Annotated in this window: 17 protein-coding genes and 2 pseudogenes; 14 read left to right on the forward strand and 5 right to left on the reverse strand. The window is 49.5% G+C overall.

Translation table 11 applies throughout. The annotated features are described in order from the left end of the window. The first annotated feature begins 22 nt into the window (after positions 1-22). Both CRI63_RS08535 and malI read left to right on the forward strand, forming a co-directional pair. Positions 23-1,523 (forward strand): annotated as a pseudogene (locus CRI63_RS08535) (PTS transporter subunit EIIC). An 87-nt stretch (positions 1,524-1,610) separates the two neighbouring features. Then, complete coding sequence (gene malI, locus CRI63_RS08540; RefSeq protein WP_130258333.1) at positions 1,611-2,627, forward strand: Mal regulon transcriptional regulator MalI; 1,017 nt, start codon at positions 1,611-1,613, stop codon at positions 2,625-2,627. Positions 2,628-2,700: 73 nt separating this feature from the next. Here the strand turns inward: malI and CRI63_RS08545 are convergent, their stop codons facing one another. After that, on the reverse strand, positions 2,701-4,254 hold the full coding sequence (locus CRI63_RS08545; RefSeq protein WP_130215284.1) for a bifunctional UDP-sugar hydrolase/5'-nucleotidase: 1,554 nt from the start codon (positions 4,252-4,254) through the stop codon (positions 2,701-2,703). Positions 4,255-4,386: 132 nt separating this feature from the next. On the opposite strand from CRI63_RS08545, the gene CRI63_RS08550 reads away from it, so the two are divergent. Then, positions 4,387-5,517, forward strand: coding sequence for a cytoplasmic protein (locus CRI63_RS08550; RefSeq protein WP_135519234.1), 1,131 nt, complete (start codon positions 4,387-4,389; stop codon positions 5,515-5,517). Here CRI63_RS08550 and metL read toward each other — a convergent pair. Next, positions 5,481-7,913 carry a bifunctional aspartate kinase/homoserine dehydrogenase II gene (metL, locus tag CRI63_RS08555; protein ID WP_130222354.1) on the reverse strand — a complete coding sequence of 811 codons (2,433 nt, stop codon included), beginning with the start codon at positions 7,911-7,913 and terminating at the stop codon, positions 5,481-5,483. The two genes, CRI63_RS08550 and metL, sit on opposite strands and share 37 nt — an antisense overlap. A 2-nt stretch (positions 7,914-7,915) precedes the next feature. Continuing rightward, positions 7,916-9,076, reverse strand: coding sequence for a cystathionine gamma-synthase (gene metB / locus CRI63_RS08560; protein WP_001353720.1), 1,161 nt, complete (start codon positions 9,074-9,076; stop codon positions 7,916-7,918). A gap of 276 nt (positions 9,077-9,352) precedes the next feature. Between metB and metJ the strand changes: the two genes are divergently transcribed. Continuing rightward, on the forward strand, positions 9,353-9,670 hold the full coding sequence (gene metJ, locus CRI63_RS08565) for a met regulon transcriptional regulator MetJ (RefSeq protein WP_000852812.1): 318 nt from the start codon (positions 9,353-9,355) through the stop codon (positions 9,668-9,670). Between the two features lie 183 nt (positions 9,671-9,853). Beyond that, a complete protein-coding gene (locus tag CRI63_RS08570) occupies positions 9,854-10,462 on the forward strand; it encodes a YiiX family permuted papain-like enzyme (protein WP_130222358.1) in 609 nt (202 codons plus the stop codon). A 139-nt stretch (positions 10,463-10,601) separates the two neighbouring features. Here the strand turns inward: CRI63_RS08570 and CRI63_RS08575 are convergent. Beyond that, a pseudogene (locus CRI63_RS08575) lies at positions 10,602-11,988 on the reverse strand (MFS transporter). An 873-nt stretch (positions 11,989-12,861) separates the two neighbouring features. On the opposite strand from CRI63_RS08575, the gene CRI63_RS08580 reads away from it, so the two are divergent. The 4 genes from CRI63_RS08580 to CRI63_RS08590 all read left to right on the forward strand — a co-directional run bounded on the left by CRI63_RS08580 (position 12,862) and on the right by CRI63_RS08590 (position 17,317). After that, entirely contained in the window at positions 12,862-14,094 is a 1,233-nt protein-coding gene (locus CRI63_RS08580; RefSeq protein ID WP_130258339.1) for an ABC transporter substrate-binding protein, read from the forward strand. A 256-nt stretch (positions 14,095-14,350) separates the two neighbouring features. Beyond that, positions 14,351-15,373 carry a HAMP domain-containing protein gene (locus CRI63_RS24315; protein ID WP_240782735.1) on the forward strand — a complete coding sequence of 341 codons (1,023 nt, stop codon included), beginning with the start codon at positions 14,351-14,353 and terminating at the stop codon, positions 15,371-15,373. After that, entirely contained in the window at positions 15,327-16,052 is a 726-nt protein-coding gene (locus tag CRI63_RS24320; RefSeq protein WP_240725998.1) for an ATP-binding protein, read from the forward strand. The genes CRI63_RS24315 and CRI63_RS24320 overlap by 47 nt, the downstream gene beginning before the upstream one ends. A 2-nt stretch (positions 16,053-16,054) precedes the next feature. Then, the gene (locus tag CRI63_RS08590; RefSeq protein WP_135519237.1) at positions 16,055-17,317 is read left to right on the forward strand and encodes a sigma-54 dependent transcriptional regulator; all 1,263 of its coding nucleotides are present in this window, start codon (positions 16,055-16,057) and stop codon (positions 17,315-17,317) included. Between the two features lie 81 nt (positions 17,318-17,398). On the opposite strand, the gene rpmE is transcribed toward CRI63_RS08590, so the two are convergent. Continuing rightward, positions 17,399-17,611 carry a 50S ribosomal protein L31 gene (gene rpmE, locus CRI63_RS08595; RefSeq protein ID WP_000710769.1) on the reverse strand — a complete coding sequence of 71 codons (213 nt, stop codon included), beginning with the start codon at positions 17,609-17,611 and terminating at the stop codon, positions 17,399-17,401. Between the two features lie 203 nt (positions 17,612-17,814). Here rpmE and priA point away from each other — a divergent pair, with 203 nt between their 5' ends. The 5 genes from priA to hslU all read left to right on the forward strand — a co-directional run bounded on the left by priA (position 17,815) and on the right by hslU (position 24,209). After that, entirely contained in the window at positions 17,815-20,013 is a 2,199-nt protein-coding gene (gene priA, locus CRI63_RS08600) for a primosomal protein N' (protein ID WP_130206602.1), read from the forward strand. A gap of 155 nt (positions 20,014-20,168) precedes the next feature. Then, on the forward strand, positions 20,169-21,194 hold the full coding sequence (cytR, locus tag CRI63_RS08605; protein WP_130215268.1) for a DNA-binding transcriptional regulator CytR: 1,026 nt from the start codon (positions 20,169-20,171) through the stop codon (positions 21,192-21,194). Between the two features lie 91 nt (positions 21,195-21,285). Beyond that, entirely contained in the window at positions 21,286-22,245 is a 960-nt protein-coding gene (gene ftsN, locus CRI63_RS08610; protein WP_130215266.1) for a cell division protein FtsN, read from the forward strand. Between the two features lie 92 nt (positions 22,246-22,337). Next, a complete protein-coding gene (gene hslV, locus CRI63_RS08615; RefSeq protein ID WP_000208242.1) occupies positions 22,338-22,868 on the forward strand; it encodes an ATP-dependent protease subunit HslV in 531 nt (176 codons plus the stop codon). A 9-nt stretch (positions 22,869-22,877) separates the two neighbouring features. Then, positions 22,878-24,209 carry an HslU--HslV peptidase ATPase subunit gene (gene hslU, locus CRI63_RS08620; protein WP_135519240.1) on the forward strand — a complete coding sequence of 444 codons (1,332 nt, stop codon included), beginning with the start codon at positions 22,878-22,880 and terminating at the stop codon, positions 24,207-24,209. The last annotated feature ends 14 nt before the right edge of the window (positions 24,210-24,223 follow it).

Here is a 24,223-nt window from a genome sequence, read left to right on the forward strand (position 1 = left end):
GCGCTATTCGGGGGAAATCAGCATGAATCTGATGTCGAGTTTCGTGAAGTCACTTTCTAAATTGTCGATGATTGGTCGCGCCCTAATGCTGCCAATTTCGCTTCTGCCTGCCGCTGGGTTGTTACTGGCGTTCGGCGATAAATTCCATTTGCCGTTGATGATGAATGCAGGCGGCATTATTTTTGATAACTTGCCGATGCTTTTTGCTATCGGTTCCGCCGTAGGGCTGGCTTCTGAATCAGGAATTGCGGCGTTATCCGCAGCCGTTTCCGTTTTTGTCACCAATATCACCATCAGCACCGTACTTAGCATCACGCCAGAAATGGCCGGGCAAGGCGGCAAATACGCGATGGTGGTGGGGATCCCCACACTGCAAATGGGCGTTTTTTGGCGGCCTGATATGCGGGATTCTGGCAGCGTGGTGTTACAACCGTTTTCATACCATGCAATTGCCAGAATTCCTTGGTTTTTTCTCCGGAAAACGCTTTGTCGCTATCGCGACGGCTTTTCTTTCCTTCATCCTTGGCTTGTTACTGCCCTATGTCTGGCAACATATTCAGTCGGGAATCGATGCACTATCAGTTATCGTCAATGGTGATAACCAAGCGGCATCGACCTTTATTTTTGGTGTGACAGAACGTGCGCTCATTCCGCTTGGGCTGCACCACATCTGGTATCCGTCGTTCTGGTACTCTTTTGGTGATTACACCACCCAGGCAGGGCAAACAATCCACGGTGACCAAACAATTTGGTTCAAAATGCTGGAAGAAGGTGTGAAATCGTTCAGTAGCGACAGCTACCATAACGCAGGTAAGTTTTTACAGGGCGAGTTCCCGCTCATGCTGTTCGCGCTGCCTGCGGCGTGTCTGGCGATGTACCATGAAGCACACACCAAAAATAAGAAAATTGCCGCCGGAATTCTGTTCTCTGCCGCATTAACCTGTTTCCTGACAGGTATTACAGAACCCGTTGAATTTACCTTTATTTTCGTGGCACCGGTACTGTACGTATTCAACGCGATAATGGCTGGCCTCTCCTATATGGCGATGTATCTGCTCCATGCCCACATTGCAAAATCCTTCTCGGCAGGGCTTATCGATTATATTTCGTTTGGCATCCTGCCATCATTTAACGGCTACGAAACCAACTTCCTGAGCGCCATTATCGTCGGCGTGCCAATGGCGGTGATCTACTACTTCACCTTCCGCTTTGTTATTCGTCGTTTTGATGTAAAAACGCCTGGTCGTACCGAAACTACGGTTAGCGCTAATGATAAAACCGATGACGAGCTGGCAACAGAAATCATTACGCTGCTTGGCGGTCAACAAAACATTAAATCGGTAGGCTCCTGCATCACGCGTTTACGTCTGGAAGTCTCTGATAAAGAAGCGGTGGATCAGGATGGTCTGAATAATATTGGTGCCCGTGGCGTGGTTTTTGTCGGCAATAACGGCATTCAGGTCATTTTTGGCGCGCGAGCGCAATTTATCGCGCAAACCATGTCGACGATGATCGGTAAATAGCCTTAAGATTACTCGATGTCAGAGGTTCTGGTCCCTGACCAGAACCCTCTTGCTATTTAAAAAATCAACGTTGTTCAGGGAGTGAGTTTGAAGAAAGTCAGCATAATTGATGTTGCCAAAAGAGCCGGAGTTTCCGTCTCTACTGTGTCGCTAGTGTTGCGCCAGAAAGGGAAAATCTCGGAGGCGACCATCGGGAAAGTTCATGCTGCTATTGACGAACTGGGCTACGTGCATAATGTTGCCGCCGCCAATTTACGTTCCCACACTTCAAATCTTATCGGACTGATTTTACGTGATTTTAGCGATAGCTTTTCCATCAAAGTGATGGCCAGCATTGTTCAGGAACTGGAAGCCAGGGGCTATATGGTATTCCTTGGGCAACCACAGAACGAACATGAACATCTTGAACGTTGTTTACTTTCCTTCAAGCAACAAGGTGTTGCCGGAGTGATTTATCTGGCTTCCGATGCGCATCGTGAAACCCTCCCCACACTAATCCGCCAGTGTTCGCTTCCCCTTGTTGTCGCGTCACAAACGCCTATCAAAGATGAGTGCAACCTGGTGTTGCGTGACAACCAGCAGGCAGCAAGTCTTGCCACACGTTATTTAATTGAGCGCGGCCATCGTTACATTGCCTATCTCGGTGGCAGAGAAAGTGATCTTATTCGTCAGCAGCGACTGGTTGGTTTTCGCCAGACCCTGGCAAAATTTGGCATTGCTGGTCGTGACGAGTTCACGCCAGCCTGTGACGGTGACACCTGGGCTGCCAGCATGGCAACGCGCCAGCTGCTGGAAAATAACAACGCCATTACCGCCCTGCTCTGCCATTCGCCCGACGCTATGATTGGCGGCATCAACGGCATACATCAGGTGGGGCGCACCGTCGGGAAAGACGTCTTTCTGACCCAGCAGGTAGCGCTAATTGGTTTTGAAGATATGCTGCATATCAACCTGACCTCTCCTGTTTTCACCTATGTATCTTCCGCCAGTGAAGAAACCGGACGCCAGGCAGCGACCCTGATGATTCGCAAATTAAAAGACCCGGATTTGCAAACCCAAAGAATTGCGCTTTCCGGGCAACTGGTGGTGCGGGAATCGGCGTAATACAAATGCCGAATGAGATATACGTCGATATCATCATCCGGCAATAAGGTGTAAACCAACTCAATGCGTATGTTTACTTGATATCTTTCACACGCATACCATTGAGCTGTTCATCCGTGATGGTGTTACCCGCTTTGAAGTAATCAACCACGGCGTGATAAACGTAATAACCGCCCGTTGTGTTACGCGCTTTCCCTTCGGTAAAGGCGGTGAAACCATCCCCACCATCAGCAAGGAAACTTTGAGTAGCAATAGGGTAAACCGTCGCATCTTCAATAGGTTTGCCATTCAGAGTCAGTGAGATAACCCGCTGACCAACCGGCTTACTGCTGTCGTACTTCATTTCCAGGCCTTTCGATACCTGTAAAACGCCATTACTTAAACTTGCGCCGTGTTCCATCAAACTGCGTAATTGTTTACCCGTGAGATCCATCGTCACCAGTTCGTTGGGGAACGGGAAGGTACTGATGACGCCGCCCATCGTAATCGCCCCTGCGGGGATCTCATTGCGGATACCACCAGAGTTGGTTAAAGCCAATTGGGTGTTTTTACCCGCCGCTACCAGTAAAGCGTCAGCCGCCAGGTTCCCGAGGGATGCCGATTCACCATAGGCACGTTTTAATTCAACCGGCGATTGCGCCACCGTTTGTTGCACCACTTCATCAAGCTTTTTATTCCAGCCGTCAATCACCTGTTTCGTTTGTGGATCGGGCTTCCACTCGTCGGCGTAAATGGTTTTAAGCTCGAAGCTTTTCACCGTAAATTTATGCGGCTTCTCTTTGTAGTCCAGCACCAGTTTACCCACATCAATCCCGCCGCTGTCCGTCGAGAGGATGAGCGTATTGCCGACTTTAATCGGTTCCGGTGTACCCACATGCGCATGTCCGGTGATCAAAATATCCAGCCCTTTCACCTGACTTGCCGTCTGAATATCTTTATCCAACGCGCGACGCACATCCGTGCCTCCCATACTGGACTGGCGGGCCGGAACACCTTCGTGGATCAGGGCGACGGTCAAATCAACCTTGCCTTTGAGTTCATCGATATAACGTTGTAGCCATTTAATTTCATCGCGCGCCTCAATACCCACTCGCGTGGCAGCGGATACCGTGTCATTAAAGGCAAATACTCCGTGCAAACCTATAACGCCAATTTTCACGCCGTCTTTTTCGATGATGGTATAGGGCTTATCCCAGAAGGATTTACTGCTGTTCTGATAAAAAATATTGCCCTGCACAATAGGGAATTTTGCCTGACTCAACTGTAATAATGTGTTGTCCCAGCCGTGGTCAAATTCATGGTTGCCTATTGTGGCGACATCAAACGGCATGGTATTCATAATATCGATAATAGCTTTGCCTTTGGTCAGGCTGCTGATATAGGGCCCGGTAAAATAGTCACCCGCATCAAAAAACCATGTCGCTTTATTTTTTGCTTTTTCTTGTTTAACCAGCGTAGTGATATTTGCCCAGCCGCCAATATCTCGTTTACCGTCAGCAATCCACGGCACTTTATAAGGCTCTACATGTGCATGGAGATCGTTGGTATAAATGATAGTGACATCTTTGGCGCAAGCCCAGAACGGCAGTGTTAATGCGATACCCGCAGCAAGTATTTTAATTTTCATAAATAGTCCCTTTCAGTGATTTAAAGGATTGCTACATTACGTTCTGAAAGAGTTATTTATGTGAGAGTAATCACATCCACAAGGGAGCGTTGCCGGACAAAATCAACGACCTTGTGAAATCGTTGGTGATATATGTCGACTCTGTTTACGATTAATGCCTGCAAGTCGTTTGGTTGCCGTAATTTAGGACGGTCAACATCGACAGATTACAGCTGGCCTGACTATCGACTGGGTTATGCAGCATTGCACTGCCGGGCATGTGGAAGCTACCCACCGTTGTTTGACGAACAACAATTTCGTGACTGGTTGTCAGTTCACTTATCTACGTGGGCCTCTGAAAAGGGCCATTTCTGCCCGGTATGTTATGGCACAGAGACGATTTGTTATGGTCACAATCCACAGGGTTCGCAACGCATTCAATGCCGTAACTGCAAAAAGGTCTGGACGCCCAAACAATATCAGAAAGAAATAACGCCTCCCGAAATAATCGAAACGGTTGCTCTTCTGGTGCCATTTCAGGGAGCCAGCGGCGGGCAGAAACTGTATGTTTTAATGAGTTTCGATGCTATTCACGGAAATATTCTTCATCTCTCTACTAATTACACGCAGCATCAAGCGGGAGAAAGCCTGCATTACCGATTTAAAGGAAAAGCAGAATCAGAGCTATACGATAGCAATATCGTACACCGCGTTGATATGCGCGAAGCACAATTTCTACGCCGCAGTCAGTTTGATGAAATTCAGTATGGCAGCGCAGCGCTCAAGCGCAATGCCAAAGGCGTTATTCTGCGTCCGGTTATCACTGCACACGGGCATTTCAGAGTACTGAATATTTTATTCCCGACAGTTAAAACTCATGTTATTTCACACGAGTGTTTTTTAAGAGGCGCAATTATTACGGTCTGGGCTGATCTGTTTCGCCAACAGCAAGGTGAAATTTGGTTCATTGAAGAGGAAATAACTGACTGTACCGATAATACGTCCTGGAGTTTTCAGGGAACAACTTATCACGGCTGGTGGAAAAATCAGTGGCAACTCTGGGAGCAGGGAAAAAATCGTAAAATGGTATGTGCATTAACGGGCGGAAAGAGTAGCAAAGCTGAAATGCTCTCTTTGGCAACCAGCAGACATTTTATCCACTGGCTACATAAACAGGCAGAATTTACTCACAGCGCCCCGCTTTCCGCAGGGCGCGTTACGCAAATACTGCTTTCTCTGGCTCAGGATTACAACAACTGCGCCAGACGGTTGATATCCGACTGAATCGCCCCGGCGGTGACATCACGCCCTGCGCCTGGCCCGCGGATCACCAGCGGATTATCGCGATACCAGCGGCTTTCGATGGCAAAGACGTTATCGCACGGCAGCAGTGATGCCAGCGGATGATCTTCACGCACCGCTTCCACGCCCACACGCGCTTTGCCATTGGCATCGAAACGCGCCACGTAGCGCAGCACCAGCCCCATTTCGCGGGCCGCTTCCAGCCGTTGCACCATCTGCTCGTTAAGTTCATCGCCATTTTCAAAGAAATGGTCGATGCTGCCGCCTTCGCAATGGGCAGGCACCAGCGACTCCACGCGTACCTGGTCCGGTTCAATGTTGTAACCCGCTTCACGCGCCAGAATCACCAGCTTGCGCATCACGTCTTTGCCAGAGAGATCGTCACGCGGGTCAGGTTCGGTTAAGCCCTGCTGCCAGGCCTGATCCACCAGCTCGGTAAACGGCACGCTACCGTCGAATTGCAGGAACAGCCAGGAGAGCGTGCCGGAGAAGATCCCGCTGATCGACAAAATGGTATCGCCGCTGTCGATCAGATCGCGCACGGTATGGTTGATCGGCAAGCCCGCACCAACGGTGGCGTTGTATAGCCAGTGACGCCCGGTTTTTTCGAAGGCGTCGTGGATCTGGCGATATTTGTTGCTATCGCTTGCTCCCGCCAGTTTGTTGGCACTGATGACGTGGAAACCGTGGCTGGCGAAATCGAGATACTGATCAGCAAGCTGCTGGCTGGCGGTAACGTCCAGCACCACTAAATCATCATACGGATGGGCGCGCATCCACAGGAACAGCGACTCTTCATCCTGCTCGACGGCTTCGTCGTTGAAGAAGGCTAACGCGCGGCTGGCGTCCAGGCCTTCGTAGCTCAACAGGCTGCGGCGGCTGTCCACCACACCTGCCAGCACAAATTCAAAGCCGGTGCGTGCCGAGAGCGTACTCTGCTCACGGGCGAACAGTTCCAGCCAGCGGGAACCGATATTGCCCTTACCGAACAAGACCAGGCCGATGCGTTTTTCTGCGCGGAAGACGGACTGATGCAGGCCCTGAATCAGGCTTTCGGTCGGTCCGGTGCGCAGTACTGCCACCAGGCTGATGCCGTCATCAGACTGCCAGGTAAATTCGACCGGCTGGCCTTTCAGTTGCTGCCAGAAGCGGTGGCAATGCAGCGGGTTACGGGTGACGCCTGCCCCGACCATCGCCACCAGCGCCAGCCCCTGACGCAGGCGCAGTTCACCAGGTAATCCCGCTTCGTCGAGGATTTTCAGCGCACTGTCAGCGACTTCTGAGGTGTAGCAAAATTGCAGCAACTGGCGATCGTTATGCACGCCAACCGCCAGTGGACGCACTTGCGCGCGTTTCAGGATTTGGTCGATCTCTTTATGCGCCAGTTTGAAATCCTGACTGGTAGGCACCTGAAACTCAATTAAACAGACATCATCGTGGCTGGTGACAATACGCGCACCAGTACCGGAGGCCAGCACGCGTTCAATGCGCGTGGAGCCTTGATCCGGCGTGTAGCTACAGCGCAGTTGCAGGTCGATTTCGCTGCCAGAAACTGGCTGTAAAGTACGGGCATGAAGAACGGGAGCCGCCAGACGCGCCAGTTCGCTGGCTTCATCCAGACGCAGCAACGGCAGCAGGCAGGCATCTTTCACTTTACGCGGGTCGGCACTGTATACCCCGGCGACGTCGCTCCAGATGGTTACGCGAGAAACACCCGCCAGCGCACCGATTTGTGTCGCGGAATAGTCGGAACCGTTACGCCCCAGCAGCACCGTTTCACCGGCGTTGTTACGGCTGATAAACCCGGTCACTACCAGGCGTTTGCCCGGATGTTGCACCAGCAGTTGTTGCAGCAGCGGGTAAGAAAGTCCTTCATCAACCTGCGGTTGCGCAGCGCGTTCAGCGCGTAAAAACTCGCGGGCATCAAGCCAGGCTGCTGGCAATCCTTGTTGATTAAGTACCGCAGACATCAGGCGCGCCGACCACACTTCACCGTGGCCCACCACTTCCGCATACACCGCATCGGTGATACCGCTGTCGAGCAACGCCGCCAGGCGCTCAAGATCGCTGACAAAAGCGCTAATGAGGCTATCGGCTTCTTCGGCGGGTAACAAGCCGCTAATCAGATCGCACTGATAGCGACGCAGCGTTTGTTGAACCTGATGCGCAGAGAGACGATCGGTCTGGCTTAGTTTCAACCAGTTAATCAACTGGTTAGTGGTGCTACCGGCGGCGGAAACCACCATCATATCGTCAGGCTGAGAGTACTCCGCCATAATGCCCGCGACACGCAAATAACACTTCACATCAGCCAGACTACTGCCACCAAATTTATGCAGTTGACGACCTTTCGCCCCTGCCTGCGCAATCACACTCATTTTTACCCCTTGTTTGCAGCCCGGAAGCCATTTTCCAGGTCGGCAATTAAATCTTCGCCATCTTCAATACCAGTGGAGATACGCAGCAGCGTCTCGGAGATCCCGGCGGCAGCACGCGCTTCTGGCGCCATGCCTGCATGTGTCATGGTTGCGGCGTGAGAGATTAAACTTTCCACTCCCCCTAATGATTCCGCCAGCGTAAACAACGACAGCCCGCCCAGGAAACGACGCAGCGTCTGCTCATCGCCATCCAGTTCAAAACTCAACATTGCGCCAAAGCCTTTTTGCTGGCGCGCGGCAATTTCATGCCCCTGATTTTCCGGCAGCGACGGGTGATACAGTTTTTTCACCAATGGCTGGGTTTGCAGATATTTCACAATCGCCTGCGCGTTGCGCTGGGCCAGCTCCATACGCGGCACCAGAGTACGCAAACCGCGCAGCAGCAGATAGCTGTCAAACGCGCCGCCCGTCACGCCAATATTGTTTGCCCACCAGGCAAGTTCGGTGACAACGTCCGGGTCTTTAGCAATCACCACGCCGGCCACCACGTCTGAGTGACCGTTCAGATATTTCGTACATGAATGCAACACCAGATCGGCACCCAATGCCAGCGGATTTTGCAATGCCGGGCTTAAGAAGGTGTTATCCACCACGCTCACCGCCCCGACTTCCCTTGCCAGATGGCAGATTTTCGCAATATCCACGACGCGTAACAATGGATTACTTGGGCTTTCTACCAGCACCAGTTTAGGTTTTTCTGCCAGTGCCGCCTGCAATGCCTGCTCATCACCTTGATCAACAAACAACACGCGATAGCAACCGCGTTTCGCCAGGCTGTCGAACAGGCGATAGCTGCCGCCGTAGCAGTCGTGCGGCGCAACCAGCAGATCGCCGGGTTTCAAAAAGACGGTAGTCACCAGGTGGATCGCGGACATGCCGGTATTAGTAAGCACTGCACCAGCACCACCTTCCAGTTCTGCCAGTGCCCGCTGAACCACATCGCGCGTTGGGTTGCCGCGACGCGAGTAATCATGCGCGCGCGGCTCGTTAAATCCGGTAAAGTTATAGGTGCTGGAAAGATGGATCGGAGGGACAACGCAACCATACTGTTCGTCGTCATTTAACCCGCTACGCACTGCGATGGTGGCCTGTTTACGCGTCATGTGATGAAGTTCCCTGGGCTTTGTCGGTGAAAAGTCAGGCACCAGAGTAAACATTGTGTTAATGGACGTCAATACATCTGGACATCTAAACTTCTTTGCGTATAGATTGAGCAATTCCCCAATAACCGTTAAAATTACATGCATTATCACGCCGACAGGTGCATTACACGATGTCACGGTAGCGCCTGTACGGTAAACTATGCGGGTTTATGGCCATTACCCACATTAATTGTGTGGTCTGGTTTCAATTTATTGACGAAGAGGATTAAGTATCTCATGGCTGAATGGAGCGGCGAATATATCAGCCCATACGCTGAGCACGGCAAGAAGAGTGAACAAGTCAAAAAGATTACGGTTTCCATTCCTCTTAAGGTGTTAAAAATCCTCACCGATGAACGCACGCGTCGTCAGGTGAACAACCTGCGTCACGCTACCAACAGCGAACTGCTGTGCGAAGCGTTTCTGCATGCCTTTACCGGGCAACCTCTGCCGGATGATGCCGACCTGCGTAAAGAGCGCAGCGACGAAATTCCGGAAGCGGCAAAAGAGATCATGCGTGAGATGGGGATTAACCCGGAGACGTGGGAATACTAATGCGGAAAAGAGCGGCGCGGAGTGGAATCGCCTGATGCGCTACGCTTATCAGGCCTACGTCATATTGCAATTTATTGAATTTGCACGAACTTGTAGGCCGGATAAGGCGTTCACGCCGCATCCGGCATAAACAACGAGCACGTTGTCTGCGACCCACCGCTTTTTATACATGGACGTTTAACTATGAAAAACAGGCTGCTGATCCTCAGCCTGCTGGTTTCTGTACCTGCCTTTGCCTGGCAGCCACAAACCGGCGACATCATCTTTCAGATCTCTCGCTCATCGCAAAGTAAAGCGATCCAACTGGCAACTCATTCCGATTACAGCCACACCGGTATGCTGGTGATACGCAACAAAAAGCCCTACGTTTTTGAAGCGGTCGGCCCGGTGAAATACACCCCACTCAAACAATGGATAGCCCACGGTGAAGATGGCAAATACATTGTTCGCCGCGTTGAAGGCGGACTGAATACCGAACAACAGCAAAAACTGGTGCAAACGGCAAAACGTTATCTCGGCAAACCGTATGACTTTAGTTTCTCGTGGAGCGATGATCGTCAGTACTGCTCGGAAGTCGTTTGGAAGGTTTATCAGAACGCGCTGGGAATGCGCATGGGTGAACAGCAAAAGCTGAAAGAATTCGATCTTAGCAACCCGCTGGTCCAGGGAAAGCTTAAAGAACGGTACGGTAAAAATATCCCGCTTGAGGAAACGGTGGTTTCGCCACAAGCCCTTTTCGATGCGCCACAACTCACTACCGTCGCCAAAGAGTGGCCGCTGTTTTCATGGTAATGGATTACTTGTCGTTCCCGCCGCAAACGTTAATCGCGTTTTGCCATAACTCGAAATGCGCTTTACGCAACCAAACTGGTACAAAATCGGTGATGAAAGTAAGCGAGTAGGCCAATCACATCGTGACTGGCCCTAAAACCTAGCTTTTTTGGGTCTGAAGCTCTGGTTGATACGTCTCAGCATCATTTTGACGTTGTTTTTCCATAGCGATCGCACCAAAGTGCGTTAACGTACAGAAAATGATGCAACAGATAACACCAGCAAGCAGAAGATAAAAACCACCATCCCAACCAACCTCATCGACCATAATACCAAACAGGCTTGTACCAAGCGTCGCGCCAAGAATATAGCTCATGAAACCACGCAAACCGACAGCGGAGCCCACGGCAAAACTGGGAACAATTTCCATGGTCTGAACAGAGGCCAGGAACTGCGGAACATAGATAAGGCAGCCCACGCAAGCAGCGAAAATAGTAATAGAGAGTAGAGAATCGCTTTTCCAGTAGCCCAACAGGCAGAAGAAAATCAATACCATACTGATAATCGCTGGCGGCATACGGCGACCATGAAATAATTTATCACTCAACCAGCCAGCAAATAATGTCGTTGGAATAGCCGCCCATTCGAAGATTAAAAATGCCGTACTCATTTCGGTCTTCGTAAAATGCTTCACGCTTAACAGATAAATAGGTAACCAGCTGATAATTCCGAAACGCACCATATAGACAAAAACATCAACGAAAGAGACAAACCAGGCATTCTTATTTTTAAGCACATAGGTACAAAAAAATTTGCCAGGCAGTCATATCTTCCGGCGCACGATCATCTTTTGCTTTAATGCTGACGTCGTCCGGAACGATTTCGTTTAATGGCGGCAAACCTTCACTTACCGGTGAACCTTTACCTGACATCAGTACCACGATAGCAATGACAACAGAGACAATCGCTGGAATAACATATGTTGCTATTTTCCAGTGTTCAGTCCCCAGCACAGCAAATGCACCGCCAACAATCGGAGCAACAATACCGCCACCCACGTTGTGCGAAATATTCCAGACCGCACCGACGATGCCCCGTTCTTTACGAGGAAACCAGTTGGCGATCGTAATAAATGACGGGCCAACACCCATTCCCTGAAAGAAACCATTCAGAATGACAAGTCCTGCAAACATCCAGAATGCAAAACTAAAACCAAGCGCCACGTTAACGAGAGCACAAAGTATTAAACCCACTGCCATATATACTTTGGGATTAGCTTTATCCGCCAGACTACTCATTATCCCTTTACTAATACCGTAGGCGATCAGCATACAACTGCTTAACAGCCCTATTTGCGTCGCAGAAAGATTAAGCTCTTGTTTTAAATACGGTGTAGAGAGAACAAAGTTATTCCTGACAATGTAATACGAAAGATAACCGATAAATACGCTGAATAACGCCTGCATACGGTAACGATTATAGATACTTTTCACTTCACTTTCAGGAACCTTATGTGTTGCCACTTTAGGTTTCAATAAAGAAAGCATATATCACCTTCCAGTTCATAGTGTTGTTTAAACAAATAATAATATTCATAGCAATGCTCATTACTACTCTCTGAAGAGTATTTAAAAAGCCTTTGCTTAGTGAGTTTTGAAGATAGTGAAGCAAGAGAGTTTAAGTTACAATACAGGGCAAGTGAGTCAAAACTGACTCAAAAAAACAAATTCAATGTTCCATTTCTTTCCCATATTTGATTTTGGAAAATGCAACATGGTTATTATTTAAACCTTAACGTGTTACAACAGGCCCAATTTAAAAAAAAATTAGTTTTATTAAAATTTTCATTTTTTGAGTTCAATCACATATTTTGCTTCTATAATCGGGATCATTGAAGATACTTGTTCTTGTTATGCCAGAGAACCATGCTGCACAACATGAAAACCTTCATCACCGCACAACAAAAAGCAGAGTCTGAACACCTTCAGGATATCCGTCGTAACACGCTGATTTGCGCTCAAATTTAGGGCCTTTTTTATGGTTTCTGAAGACTGGAACTCCGTCATGATTACTGAGGCGCTAAGTCTGCATCAGGCCACCGCAGATGACCCTATTCACGATAGTGCTTGTTATAACCATCCTCAACGGGTAAAAAAATGGGCTGAAGCCGCCAATAACAAATTTCATTTTTTACTGCTATACAGTCAGAACCTGAATCTGAGAGCGAAAATGTGGAAATTAATTAATGAGCATTTCCGTAGCAGTCACTTGCGGATATAGTAATGCTGGTTGCTTGCCAAATTAATGATAATTTACAAATACAAAAACACATGGCTTGAAGTTCGTTGCTTATGTTAACTAATGGATAACAACATGGATTACAGCCCAGGAATTTATCTCTTATTAATGGGATTTTTGACATGATTCGCATTATACAAAGAGCGCTAATCTGTTGGATTTTATATATCAGCGTTGCCTCAGCGCATGAATTAGTGATTGCTACAACGCTTTCTTCGGAAGCGACAGAGCACATTATCAGTCAATGGCAAAAGCAACCACAGGCAACCAAAATCCGTACGCTCAACCGAACCAGTGCATCTATTGAGCGCCTGCTGGAAAATCCATTGGGTGAAAATATTGATCTGGTACTGAGTTCATCCCCTATGTTGCTACAGCGGTTACAAAGTAAAAATCTGCTCCAGCCATTTAATAATCAAATAGAAACAAGTAGAAAGTTAGTACCGGAATCCATTCGTTCAACCACCGTTGCTGTTGCCATATCGGGCTATGGCATTCTTATCAATGTGGCGCATCTGGAAGACAAAAAAGAGCCTGTGCCAACGTCATGGCAGGAATTAAGTAAGTCGCGTTATCAAGGAACGCTATTAATGAGCAGTCCTTCTCGTTCGGATACTACTCATCTGATGATTGAAGATCTTCTGCAACAACAAGGATGGAGTAGCGGTTGGAGTACACTACTGAAAATAGGCGGTAATCTCGCCACCATTTCATCACGTAGCTTCGGCGTAGCAAATAAGATCAGCACAGGATTGGGGGACGCTGGTCCGGTAATCGACAATTACGCTAACGTACTGCTTAATAATTCAACTTTACGTTTCAGCTATTTCCCCAACTCGCGCGCAGCGCCTATGTTTATTGCCATTACAGAAGGCAGTAATCATCCACAAGAGGCAGGACGTTTTATTGATTTTTTGTTGAGTCCGGAAGGCCAGCAAGCACTGAGCGATTCTGATTCAGGGAAGTATCCGGTATATCCTCTGCCCTCCGGCACTCCACTCGCTGATCAACAAATGCGGTTATTTGCATCTCCTTCGCTTGATTACCCGTTGATAATGCAACGCCAAAAGCTCGTGCAATTGTTATTTGATTATGCGATTACTTTTCGCCTTACCGAGCTTCAGAAAAGTTGGAAAGCATTATATGCCGCAGAACATCGGCTTAAGCGGACATTGCCAGAGGTGCGCGCACTATTAACCGCGGTTCCCATTACCCCGCAACAGTCTGTTAATCCTACATATCTACAGCAATTCGAGCTGCAATCAGGTTTTCGTGAAGCCCAGATTATGGCATGGCAGCAGTTTTTCCTGCAGCAGCAGCAATTAGTGAATTCACAACTTGAGTCATTAAAGTGAAACAACTACATACTATCGGGACGAGCTTGCGTCTCGCCTTTGTTTTTTAGTGCCGTTCTTACACTATTCGTTAGTGTAGTTAGCCTTTATTCCTGGCATGAACAAAATTCCCAGGTTCGCTACGCACTTGACGATTATTTCCCACGAATTCAGGCGTCATTTCTTTTTGAAGAAAACCTTACGGCATTGGTAAATGAATTCAATGAGCTACAACAGACAACCAACACAGATAGCCGCCTTCAGGTAAGAGAGCAAATTGAACAACGGCTACAAAAAAATTCAGTCAATTAATCCCCATCTTGATTCAGTACATCAAAGTGCGCTTAACCAACAGGTCGCCAGTAGTCGCAAATTGCTTGGCAATCTCGATAAGGCATTGAATGAACACAATAAGGAAAACGGAAAACTCGACGTTATATCGTCAAGAGTTAACTGGTTGCATGACGATTTCAATAATGAACTCAACTCCCTGACTCAGGATTTAAGTTGGCAACAATCATCATTGCTCAATCAACTCAGCCAACGGAAAGATCTTCACGAAAACCAGGGGTTGCAAAATGCACTGCAATCTATTCAAAACGAGTTACAGCTTGTTTTCGAACTCTCACATATAGAAACTGAAATCGTCAGTACCTTAAAGGAGATGCTTAACAATGATACTGAGTCGTTAAGACAACATATTCAATACCTGGATTTTTTGAAGCATAGCATTGACGAAAATGTGCGGTCGTTAGCTTCTTATTCCAGCACTATTACATTACACCAGACAGTTTATTCCCTGTGGGAACTGGGTACACAGCAAAATTATCTACCCGGAACTCTGTCCGCCTGGCAGCAAGCTCAACAGACCCTTATGAATACCATCAGGGATAAAGAGCGTGTATTTATGCAAATACGCGGCCAATTAGAAACGCAACTGGGTAATAGCCATCAACAGCTACAAACATTCAATCTGCGATTAGAAAAAATAATGCAAATCAGTGGACTACTGATTTTTGCCGCTATGGTGACGGCCTTACTGTTCGTTATTCTGGTGAATTATTTCTACATTCGACCAAGGATGATCCGCCGTTTTCGCTTACTGAATGATGCCGTCGTCAAATTAAGTAACGGTGAACTCGATGCAGATATTCCAGTCTCCGGCAATGATGAGCTTGGTAGAATTGCCAACCTACTCCGCCAGACGATAGAGAAAATTAATCAGCAGCAACGTCAACTGGGGCAGGAAATCTGTGATCGAATCGCGACAGAAAAAAAATCTGCGAACCGCACAAAGTGAATTGATCCAAACCGCCAAACTGGCCGTAGTTGGGCAGACAATGACAACACTGGCGCATGAAATCAATCAACCACTTAATGCATTATCTATGTACCTGTTCAGCGCCAATCGCGCTATAGAGCAACAAGACACTGGTTTGGCGAAAAACTATATCGTTACGATGCGATCGCTGGTTGAGCGCATGGATAATATCGTTAAACGACTGCGAAACTTCGCCCGCCGCCGCGATAGTGAACTCGTGGGTGGAGCAATTAATTTACAGCAGGTAATTTATTCATCCTGGGAGCTTCTGGCATTAAAACATCGACCACTGAAAGCATCTCTTCACTACCCGGATAATTTTCCTGCCGTTTATGGCGACGATGTTTTGATTCAACAAGTTTTAGTTAATTTATTTACGAATGCCCTGGAAGCCAGTCAGGAAAAACCGCCCACAATAACCATTAACTTTGAAGAAGAAGACACCACGTTAACGCTCTATATTGCTGATAATGGAAAAGGCTGGCCAGTGCTTCTGGCTGATCGACTATTAACACCGTTTACGACTGACAAAGCTGTAGGTTTAGGTATTGGTCTTTCGATTAGTCATTCTATTATGCGTCAGTGCCAGGGAGAGCTATATATTGCGTCTACCCTCGACCGCCATGCGTTGGTTATTCTATGTTTCAGGAAACTTTAAGCATGACAGATACAACTCCAACAATACTGCTCATTGATGACGACAATGATGTTCTGCAAGCCTACAGTTCTCTCTTACAGCAAGAGGGTTATGCCGTATGTACCTGTAGCAATCCTTCAGAAGCGCTGCAATTGCTGCAAGATACCTGGGAAGGAATCGTGGTATGCGACGTTTGTATGCCGGATATTTCAGGCATTATGCTGCTGGAAAAAATAATGCTGATTGATCCTAATCTTCCCATTCTGATGATCACCGGCCACGGCGATGTCCCAATGGCCGTTGAAGCGGTAAAAAAAGGAGCGTGGGATTTCCTGCAAAAACCGATTAATCCGGAACAATTTTTATCGCTTATCGAAAAAGCGCTGGCAGAGCGTGAAGATTATCTGGAACAAAAAAAATGGCGACGAGCGCAATTTAATCGGCACTTAATCGGCAACAGTGGCTGGGTTCGTCAGACGCGTCAGCAGCTTGAAACTCTGGCAGAAACCGATCTTCCCGTCTGTTTTTACGGCGAACCTGGAACCGGCAGAACATTAGCCGCCCATTATCTTCACCAATTTAGTTCTCGCAAGGAAAGGCCTTTAATTGAACGCACACTCAGCGCTAATAGTCAGCAACCGCTGGAAGAATGGGTGGAAGAAGCAAAAGGTGGCACGCTGTTATTAAAAGAACTTGAATATTTAACGCAAGAAAATCAGCGTCTCTTGATTCAACTCCAGGAACGCCCACAGGATCGATCGTTTCGTCTGATTGTTGTTAATCAAAGCCCTCTGGCTGCACTTGCCGCCACACAAAAAATTATTCCCGCATTGTATTTTCTTTTTTCACTTACCCACATCGAATGCCCACCGCTAAGTCAACGCCCGGGGGATATTGAGCCTATTTTTCACCATTATCTGACTCTCACCTGTAAACGATTAAATCGCCAACAACCGCTGCTGGGAAAAACGTTTTATAAACGACTGATGGCGCGAACCTGGCCCGGTAATATCATTGAATTAATAAATGCAGCAGAATTGGTGGCTGTGGGTGTTTTAATGCTGGACGATTCAGTCAGTTTGCAGATGATGGATGCTGATCCAACACCACTTGATGAACGTGTAGAAAGCTATGAAAGACAAATAATTATTGATGCACTCAACTTCTACCAGGGACGTATCAACGACGTTGCCGATTACTTTCAGATCCCCAGAAAAAAGCTGTATTTGCGCATGAAAAAATACGGTATTGATAAAATGGATTTTCGCGATGTAAAGGAAAGATAACAATCCAATACGTTATCCTGCTAATAAAAGTTTTCAGGCACAAAAAAAGCGCCGTTCGGCGCTTTTTTCGGAAATCCGGTCTTATTTGCTGCCCGGGATGTTGAAACGCTTGTTGAAGCGGTCAACACGGCCACCGGTAGCAACATCACGCTGTTTGCCAGTGAAGAACGGGTGGCACTTGCTGCACACGTCGAGGTTCAGGTCATGACCAACGGTGGAGCGGATTTTCATTACGTTACCGCAAGAGCAGCTAGCAGTAATTTCTTCGTATTTCGGGTGAATATCTTTTTTCATGGGAAAACCTCGGTTTAAGGCCGCGTCGCTCTTCCAGCCCTAACGCCAGACACCACGCGATGTTTAAAGTATAGTTTCAATACGATCATTTCGTATCAAAGGCGCCGAATCATACAGAAATTAACCAGCGTATGCAAACTGATCCGCACTCCTCTACCGCAATGTGTATACTGTTCCACCGAATTTCAAGTCAGGATGATGCTATGCCCGTTGCCCACGTTGCCTTGCCCGTTCCGCTTCCCCGCACCTTTGACTATCTCCTGCCAGAAGGCATGACGGTTAAAGCCGGGTGTCGCGTGCGCGTGCCGTTTGGCAAACAGCAGGAGCGCATCGGGATTGTCGTGTCAGTTAGCGACGTCAGCGAGTTGCCGCTCAACGAACTGAAAACCGTAGTAGAAGTGCTGGACAGTGAACCCGTTTTTTCCAGTTCCGTCTGGCGCTTACTGCTTTGGGCGGCGGATTACTATCATCATCCAATTGGCGATGTATTGTTTCATGCCTTGCCGATTTTATTGCGCCAGGGGCGGCCTGCGGCGAACGCGCCCATGTGGTACTGGTTTGCTACCGAACAAGGCCAGGCGGTGGATATCAACAGCCTGAAACGTTCGCCTAAGCAACAACAGGCGCTGGCGGCGTTGCGACAAGGGAAAATCTGGCGTGACCAGGTAGCGGAACTTGAATTCAACGATGCCGCACTACAGGCGCTGCGCAAAAAAGGTCTTTGCGAGCTGGCAAGCGAAACGCCGGAATTTAGCGACTGGCGAACGAACTATGCTGTTACTGGCGAACGTCTACGGCTGAATACCGAACAAGCCACCGCCGTTGGCGCAATTCATAGCGCGGCGGATACTTTTTCTGCCTGGCTGCTGGCGGGCGTTACCGGTTCCGGTAAAACAGAGGTTTATTTGAGCGTGCTGGAAAACGTGCTCGCTCAGGGCAAGCAGGCGCTGGTGATGGTGCCGGAAATCGGCCTGACACCCCAGACGATCGCCCGTTTTCGTGAACGGTTTAATGCGCCAGTGGAAGTTCTGCATTCCGGCCTGAATGACAGTGAGCGCCTTTCGGCCTGGCTGAAAGCGAAAAATGGCGAGGCGGCGATTGTAATTGGCACCCGTTCCGCACTGTTTACACCGTTTAAAAATCTCGGTGTGATTGTTATCGATGAAGAGCACGACAGTTCCTACAAGCAGCAGGAAGGCTGGCGCTATCATGCCCGCGACCTGGCGGTATATCGCGCGCACAGCGAGCAAATACCGATAATTCTCGGCTCGGCAACGCCCGCACTCGAAACGCTATGCAACGTGCAGCAGAAAAAATACCGCCTGCTGCGCCTGACACGTCGGGCGGGTAATGCGCGTCCGGCAATTCAACATGTACTGGATTTAAAAGGTCAGAAGGTGCAGGCGGGGCTGGCTCCGGCGTTAATCACCCGTATGCGCCAGCATTTGCAGGCCGATAACCAGGTCATTCTCTTTCTTAACCGCCGTGGTTTTGCGCCTGCACTGCTGTGCCACGACTGCGGCTGGATTGCCGAATGTCCACGTTGCGATCACTACTACACGTTGCATCAGGCGCAGCAGCATTTGCGCTGCCATCATTGCGACAGTCAGCGTCCAGTACCGCGCCAGTGTCCGTCCTGCGGCTCTACCCATCTGGTGCCGGTGGGTCTGGGAACAGAACAACTTGAACAGACGTTAGCGCCGCTTTTCCCTGGTGTAGCCATTTCACGTATCGACCGCGATACCACCAGCCGTAAAGGCGCGCTGGAGCAGCAACTGGCAGAAGTGCATCGCGGCGGCGCGCGAATTTTGATTGGCACGCAAATGCTGGCGAAAGGCCACCACTTTCCGGATGTCACACTTGTGGCGTTACTGGACGTGGACGGCGCGCTGTTTTCTGCCGATTTTCGCTCGGCGGAGCGTTTTGCCCAGCTATACACCCAGGTGGCAGGCCGTGCCGGACGCGCAGGTAAACAAGGCGAAGTGGTGCTGCAAACGCACCATCCGGAACATCCTCTCTTACAAACCTTGCTGTATAAAGGTTATGACGCTTTTGCGGAACAGGCGTTGGCCGAGCGGCGAATGATGCAACTACCACCGTGGACCAGCCACGTGATTGTGCGCGCGGAAGATCATAACAATCAGCACGCGCCGCTGTTCCTGCAACAGTTGCGTAATCTGCTTCTCTCCAGCCCACTGGCGGATGACAAATTGTGGGTTCTCGGCCCGGTTCCGGCTCTGGCGCCTAAACGCGGCGGTCGCTGGCGCTGGCAAATCTTGTTGCAGCACCCTTCCCGCGTGCGTTTACAACACATCATCAATGGCACACTGGCGCTTATCAATACCATACCGGATTCACGCAAAGTGAAATGGGTGCTGGATGTCGATCCTATTGAGGGTTAAACCGCTAACGATGCGAGGCGGATCGAAAAATTAAATATTCATCACACTTTTCATGAAAATTCTGTAACCGTTTTCACGCGCTATCTGCTAAAAATGTTGCCGATATGAAGTAAACACGGATGTAGTACGCCTGACGTGCCAGGCGAGGAGTGAGTGTGAAAGTGAAGAAGCAGGAAACTGCCGCAACCATGAAAGACGTTGCCCTGAAGGCAAAAGTCTCTACAGCGACCGTCTCCCGAGCATTAATGAATCCAGATAAAGTCTCCCAGGCCACCCGTAATCGGGTTGAAAAAGCGGCCCGGGAAGTGGGTTATTTTCCGCAGCCACTGGGGCGTAACGCTAAGCGTAATGAATCCCGAACGATTCTGGTGATTGTCCCGGATATCTGCGACCCCTTCTTTAGCGAAATTATTCGCGGTATCGAAGTCACGGCGGCAAGTCATGGATATCTGGTACTGATTGGCGACTGCGCACACCAAAATCAGCAGGAAAAGACCTTTATCGACTTGATCATCACCAAGCAAATTGATGGCATGTTGCTGCTGGGTTCAAGGCTGCCGTTTGATGCAAGCATAGAGGAACAACGTAATCTGCCGCCGATGGTGATGGCGAACGAATTCGCACCAGAGCTGGAACTGCCTACGGTTCATATCGACAACCTGACCGCTGCCTTTGATGCCGTAAATTATCTGTATGAACAAGGGCATAAACTGATTGGCTGTATTGCCGGTCCCGAAGAGATGCCATTGTGTCATTACCGTCTACAAGGCTACGTTCAGGCACTGCGTCGCTGCGGCATTATGGTTGATCCGCAATATATCGCCCGGGGCGACTTCACCTTCGAAGCCGGAAGTAAAGCCATGCAACAGCTGCTCGACCTTCCGCAACCGCCAACTGCCGTCTTCTGTCATAGTGATGTAATGGCGCTCGGCGCACTTTCTCAGGCGAAACGCCAGGGGCTGAAAGTCCCTGACGACCTTTCCATAATCGGTTTTGACAACATCGACCTGACGCAATTTTGCGATCCGCCGCTGACAACCATTGCACAGCCGCGCTACGAAATTGGTCGGGAAGCTATGCTGTTACTGCTTGATCAAATGCAGGGGCAAACGGTCGGAAGCGGCTCACGTTTAATGGACTGCGAGCTTATTATCCGGGGATCGACGCGCACGTTATCTTAAAGTAAACCTTTAAGGCTTCCGTGACTGGTCAAAGGCCCGCCGCTTAAGTAACATGGCGGGCTGACGAACGAATAAATACAGCGAAACGATAGTGGCACAACGAGATTATGTACGCCGCAGCCAACCGGCACCTTCGCGGCGAAAAAAGAGCACCTCACGGAAAAAGCAACGAAATATGCCTGCGGTTTCTCCCGCAATGGTCGCTATTGCTGCAGCCGTTCTTGTGACCTTTATCGGGGGTCTGTACTTCATTACGCACCACAAGAAAGAAGAGTCTGAGACGCTGCAAAGCCAGAAAGTGACCGGAAACGGACTACCTCCGAAACCGGAAGAACGTTGGCGCTACATTAAAGAGCTGGAAAGTCGCCAGCCGGGCGTGCGTGCGCCAACAGAACCGTCTGCTGGCGGCGAAGTGAAAACGCCGGATCAGCTGACTCCGGAGCAGCGCCAGCTTCTTGAACAAATGCAGGCTGATATGCGTCAGCAACCAACGCAGCTTGCCGAAGTCCCGTGGAATGAGCAGACGCCGGAACAGCGCCAGCAAACGCTGCAACGCCAGCGTCAGGCGCAGCAGTTAGCGGAACAGCAACGTCTGGCTCAGCAGTCGCGTACGACCGAGCAAAGCTGGCAGCAACAGACACGTACGTCGCAAGCCGCGCCGGTACAGGCGCAACCGCGCCAGTCTAAACCGGCTTCTACCCAGCAACCGTACCAGGATCTGCTGCAAACGCCTGCGCATACAACCTCGCAGCCGAAGCCACAGCAGGCCGCACCAGTAGCACGCGCGGCTGAAGCGCCGAAACCAACAGCGGAGAAGAAAGATGAACGTCGCTGGATGGTTCAGTGCGGTTCATTTAAAGGTGCTGAACAGGCTGAGACTGTACGTGCGCAGTTGGCTTTCGAAGGCTTTGACTCGAAAATTACCACCAACAATGGCTGGAATCGTGTGGTCATCGGGCCGGTGAAAGGCAAAGAGAACGCTGACAACACCCTCAATCGTTTGAAGATGGCAGGCCATACAAACTGCATTCGGCTCGCCACCGGGGGTTGAAACCCTCAAAATCTCCCCCATCTATACTTGCATTATGCCCCGCACAATTGTGCGGGGCTTGAATTCTGTATTCCTAACCAAGGGGTCTGCTCGTGACAACTATAGTAAGCGTACGCCGTAATGGCCACGTAGTAATCGCCGGTGATGGTCAGGCCACACTGGGTAACACCGTAATGAAAGGCAACGTTAAAAAAGTTCGCCGCCTGTATAACGATAAAGTGATCGCAGGCTTTGCCGGCGGCACGGCGGATGCCTTCACGTTGTTCGAACTGTTTGAACGTAAACTGGAAATGCATCAGGGCCATCTGGTTAAAGCGGCAGTTGAGCTGGCAAAAGACTGGCGTACCGATCGCATGTTGCGCAAACTTGAAGCATTGTTGGCGGTCGCGGACGAAACTGCATCGCTGATCATCACCGGTAACGGTGACGTGGTACAGCCAGAAAACGATCTTATTGCTATCGGCTCCGGCGGCCCTTACGCCCAGGCTGCGGCACGCGCTCTGTTAGAAAACACAGAACTTAGCGCCCGTGAAATTGCTGAAAAGGCGTTGGATATTGCAGGCGATATTTGCATCTATACCAACCATTTCCATACCATCGAAGAATTAAGCTACAAAGCGTAAGGATCTCCCATGTCTGAAATGACCCCACGCGAAATCGTCAGCGAACTTGATAAGCACATTATCGGCCAAGATAACGCTAAGCGTTCCGTGGCGATTGCACTGCGTAACCGCTGGCGCCGCATGCAGCTCAACGAAGAGTTGCGCCATGAAGTGACCCCGAAAAACATTCTGATGATCGGCCCGACCGGCGTCGGTAAAACTGAAATCGCCCGTCGTCTGGCTAAGCTGGCGAATGCGCCGTTCATCAAAGTTGAAGCAACCAAATTCACCGAAGTCGGTTATGTAGGTAAAGAAGTCGATTCTATTATCCGCGACCTGACCGATGCCGCAGTGAAAATGGTGCGTGTACAAGCTATCGAGAAAAACCGTTATCGCGCTGAAGAACTGGCAGAAGAACGTATTCTCGACGTGCTGATCCCACCGGCTAAAAACAACTGGGGACAGACCGAGCAGCAGCAGGAACCTTCCGCTGCCCGTCAGGCATTCCGCAAAAAACTGCGTGAAGGCCAACTCGATGACAAAGAAATCGAGATCGATCTTGCCGCAGCACCGATGGGCGTTGAAATTATGGCGCCTCCGGGAATGGAAGAGATGACCAGTCAGCTGCAGTCTATGTTCCAGAACCTGGGCGGTCAGAAGCAAAAAGCGCGTAAGCTGAAAATCAAAGACGCCATGAAGCTGCTGATTGAAGAAGAAGCGGCGAAACTGGTCAATCCGGAAGAATTGAAGCAAGACGCTATCGACGCCGTAGAACAGCACGGGATCGTGTTCATCGACGAAATCGACAAAATCTGTAAGCGCGGCGAATCCTCCGGTCCGGACGTTTCCCGTGAAGGTGTTCAGCGTGACCTGCTGCCGCTGGTAGAAGGTTGCACCGTTTCCACCAAACACGGGATGGTCAAAACTGACCACATTCTGTTCATCGCTTCTGGCGCATTCCAGGTTGCGAAACCGTCTGACCTGATCCCAGAACTGCAAGGTCGTCTGCCGATCCGCGTTGAGCTGCAGGCCCTGACCACCAGCGACTTTGAGCGTATTCTGACCGAGCCGAATGCCTCTATCACCGTGCAGTACAAAGCACTGATGGCGACCGAAGGCGTGAGTATTGAGTTCACCGACTCCGGTATCAAACGCATTGCAGAAGCGGCATGGCAGGTAAACGAATCTACCGAAAACATCGGTGCGCGTCGTTTACATACCGTTCTGGAGCGTTTGATGGAAGAGATTTCCTACGACGCCAGCGATTTAAGCGGTCAAACCATCACTATTGACGCAGATTATGTGAGCAAACATCTGGATGCGTTGGTGGCAGATGAAGATCTGAGCCGTTTTATCCTATAATCGCGTTCAATCAT

Origin of the sequence: Escherichia sp. E2661 (genome assembly GCF_004745185.1) — a bacterium.
Taxonomy (GTDB): Bacteria; Pseudomonadota; Gammaproteobacteria; order Enterobacterales; family Enterobacteriaceae; genus Escherichia.

Excerpts from the sequence above, each read along its gene's own strand:
- CRI63_RS08550 (WP_135519234.1), top strand. The coding sequence starts at position 4,387 with ATGTCGACTCTGTTTACGATTAATGCCTGCAAGTCGTTTGGTTGCCGT.
- rpmE (WP_000710769.1), bottom strand. The coding sequence starts at position 17,611 with ATGAAAAAAGATATTCACCCGAAATACGAAGAAATTACTGCTAGCTGC.
- hslU (WP_135519240.1), top strand. The coding sequence starts at position 22,878 with ATGTCTGAAATGACCCCACGCGAAATCGTCAGCGAACTTGATAAGCAC.
- priA (WP_130206602.1), top strand. The coding sequence starts at position 17,815 with ATGCCCGTTGCCCACGTTGCCTTGCCCGTTCCGCTTCCCCGCACCTTT.
- CRI63_RS08590 (WP_135519237.1), top strand. The coding sequence starts at position 16,055 with ATGACAGATACAACTCCAACAATACTGCTCATTGATGACGACAATGAT.
- metB (WP_001353720.1), bottom strand. The coding sequence starts at position 9,076 with ATGACGCGTAAACAGGCCACCATCGCAGTGCGTAGCGGGTTAAATGAC.
- metJ (WP_000852812.1), top strand. The coding sequence starts at position 9,353 with ATGGCTGAATGGAGCGGCGAATATATCAGCCCATACGCTGAGCACGGC.
- CRI63_RS08545 (WP_130215284.1), bottom strand. The coding sequence starts at position 4,254 with ATGAAAATTAAAATACTTGCTGCGGGTATCGCATTAACACTGCCGTTC.
- CRI63_RS08580 (WP_130258339.1), top strand. The coding sequence starts at position 12,862 with ATGATTCGCATTATACAAAGAGCGCTAATCTGTTGGATTTTATATATC.
- CRI63_RS08570 (WP_130222358.1), top strand. The coding sequence starts at position 9,854 with ATGAAAAACAGGCTGCTGATCCTCAGCCTGCTGGTTTCTGTACCTGCC.
- metL (WP_130222354.1), bottom strand. The coding sequence starts at position 7,913 with ATGAGTGTGATTGCGCAGGCAGGGGCGAAAGGTCGTCAACTGCATAAA.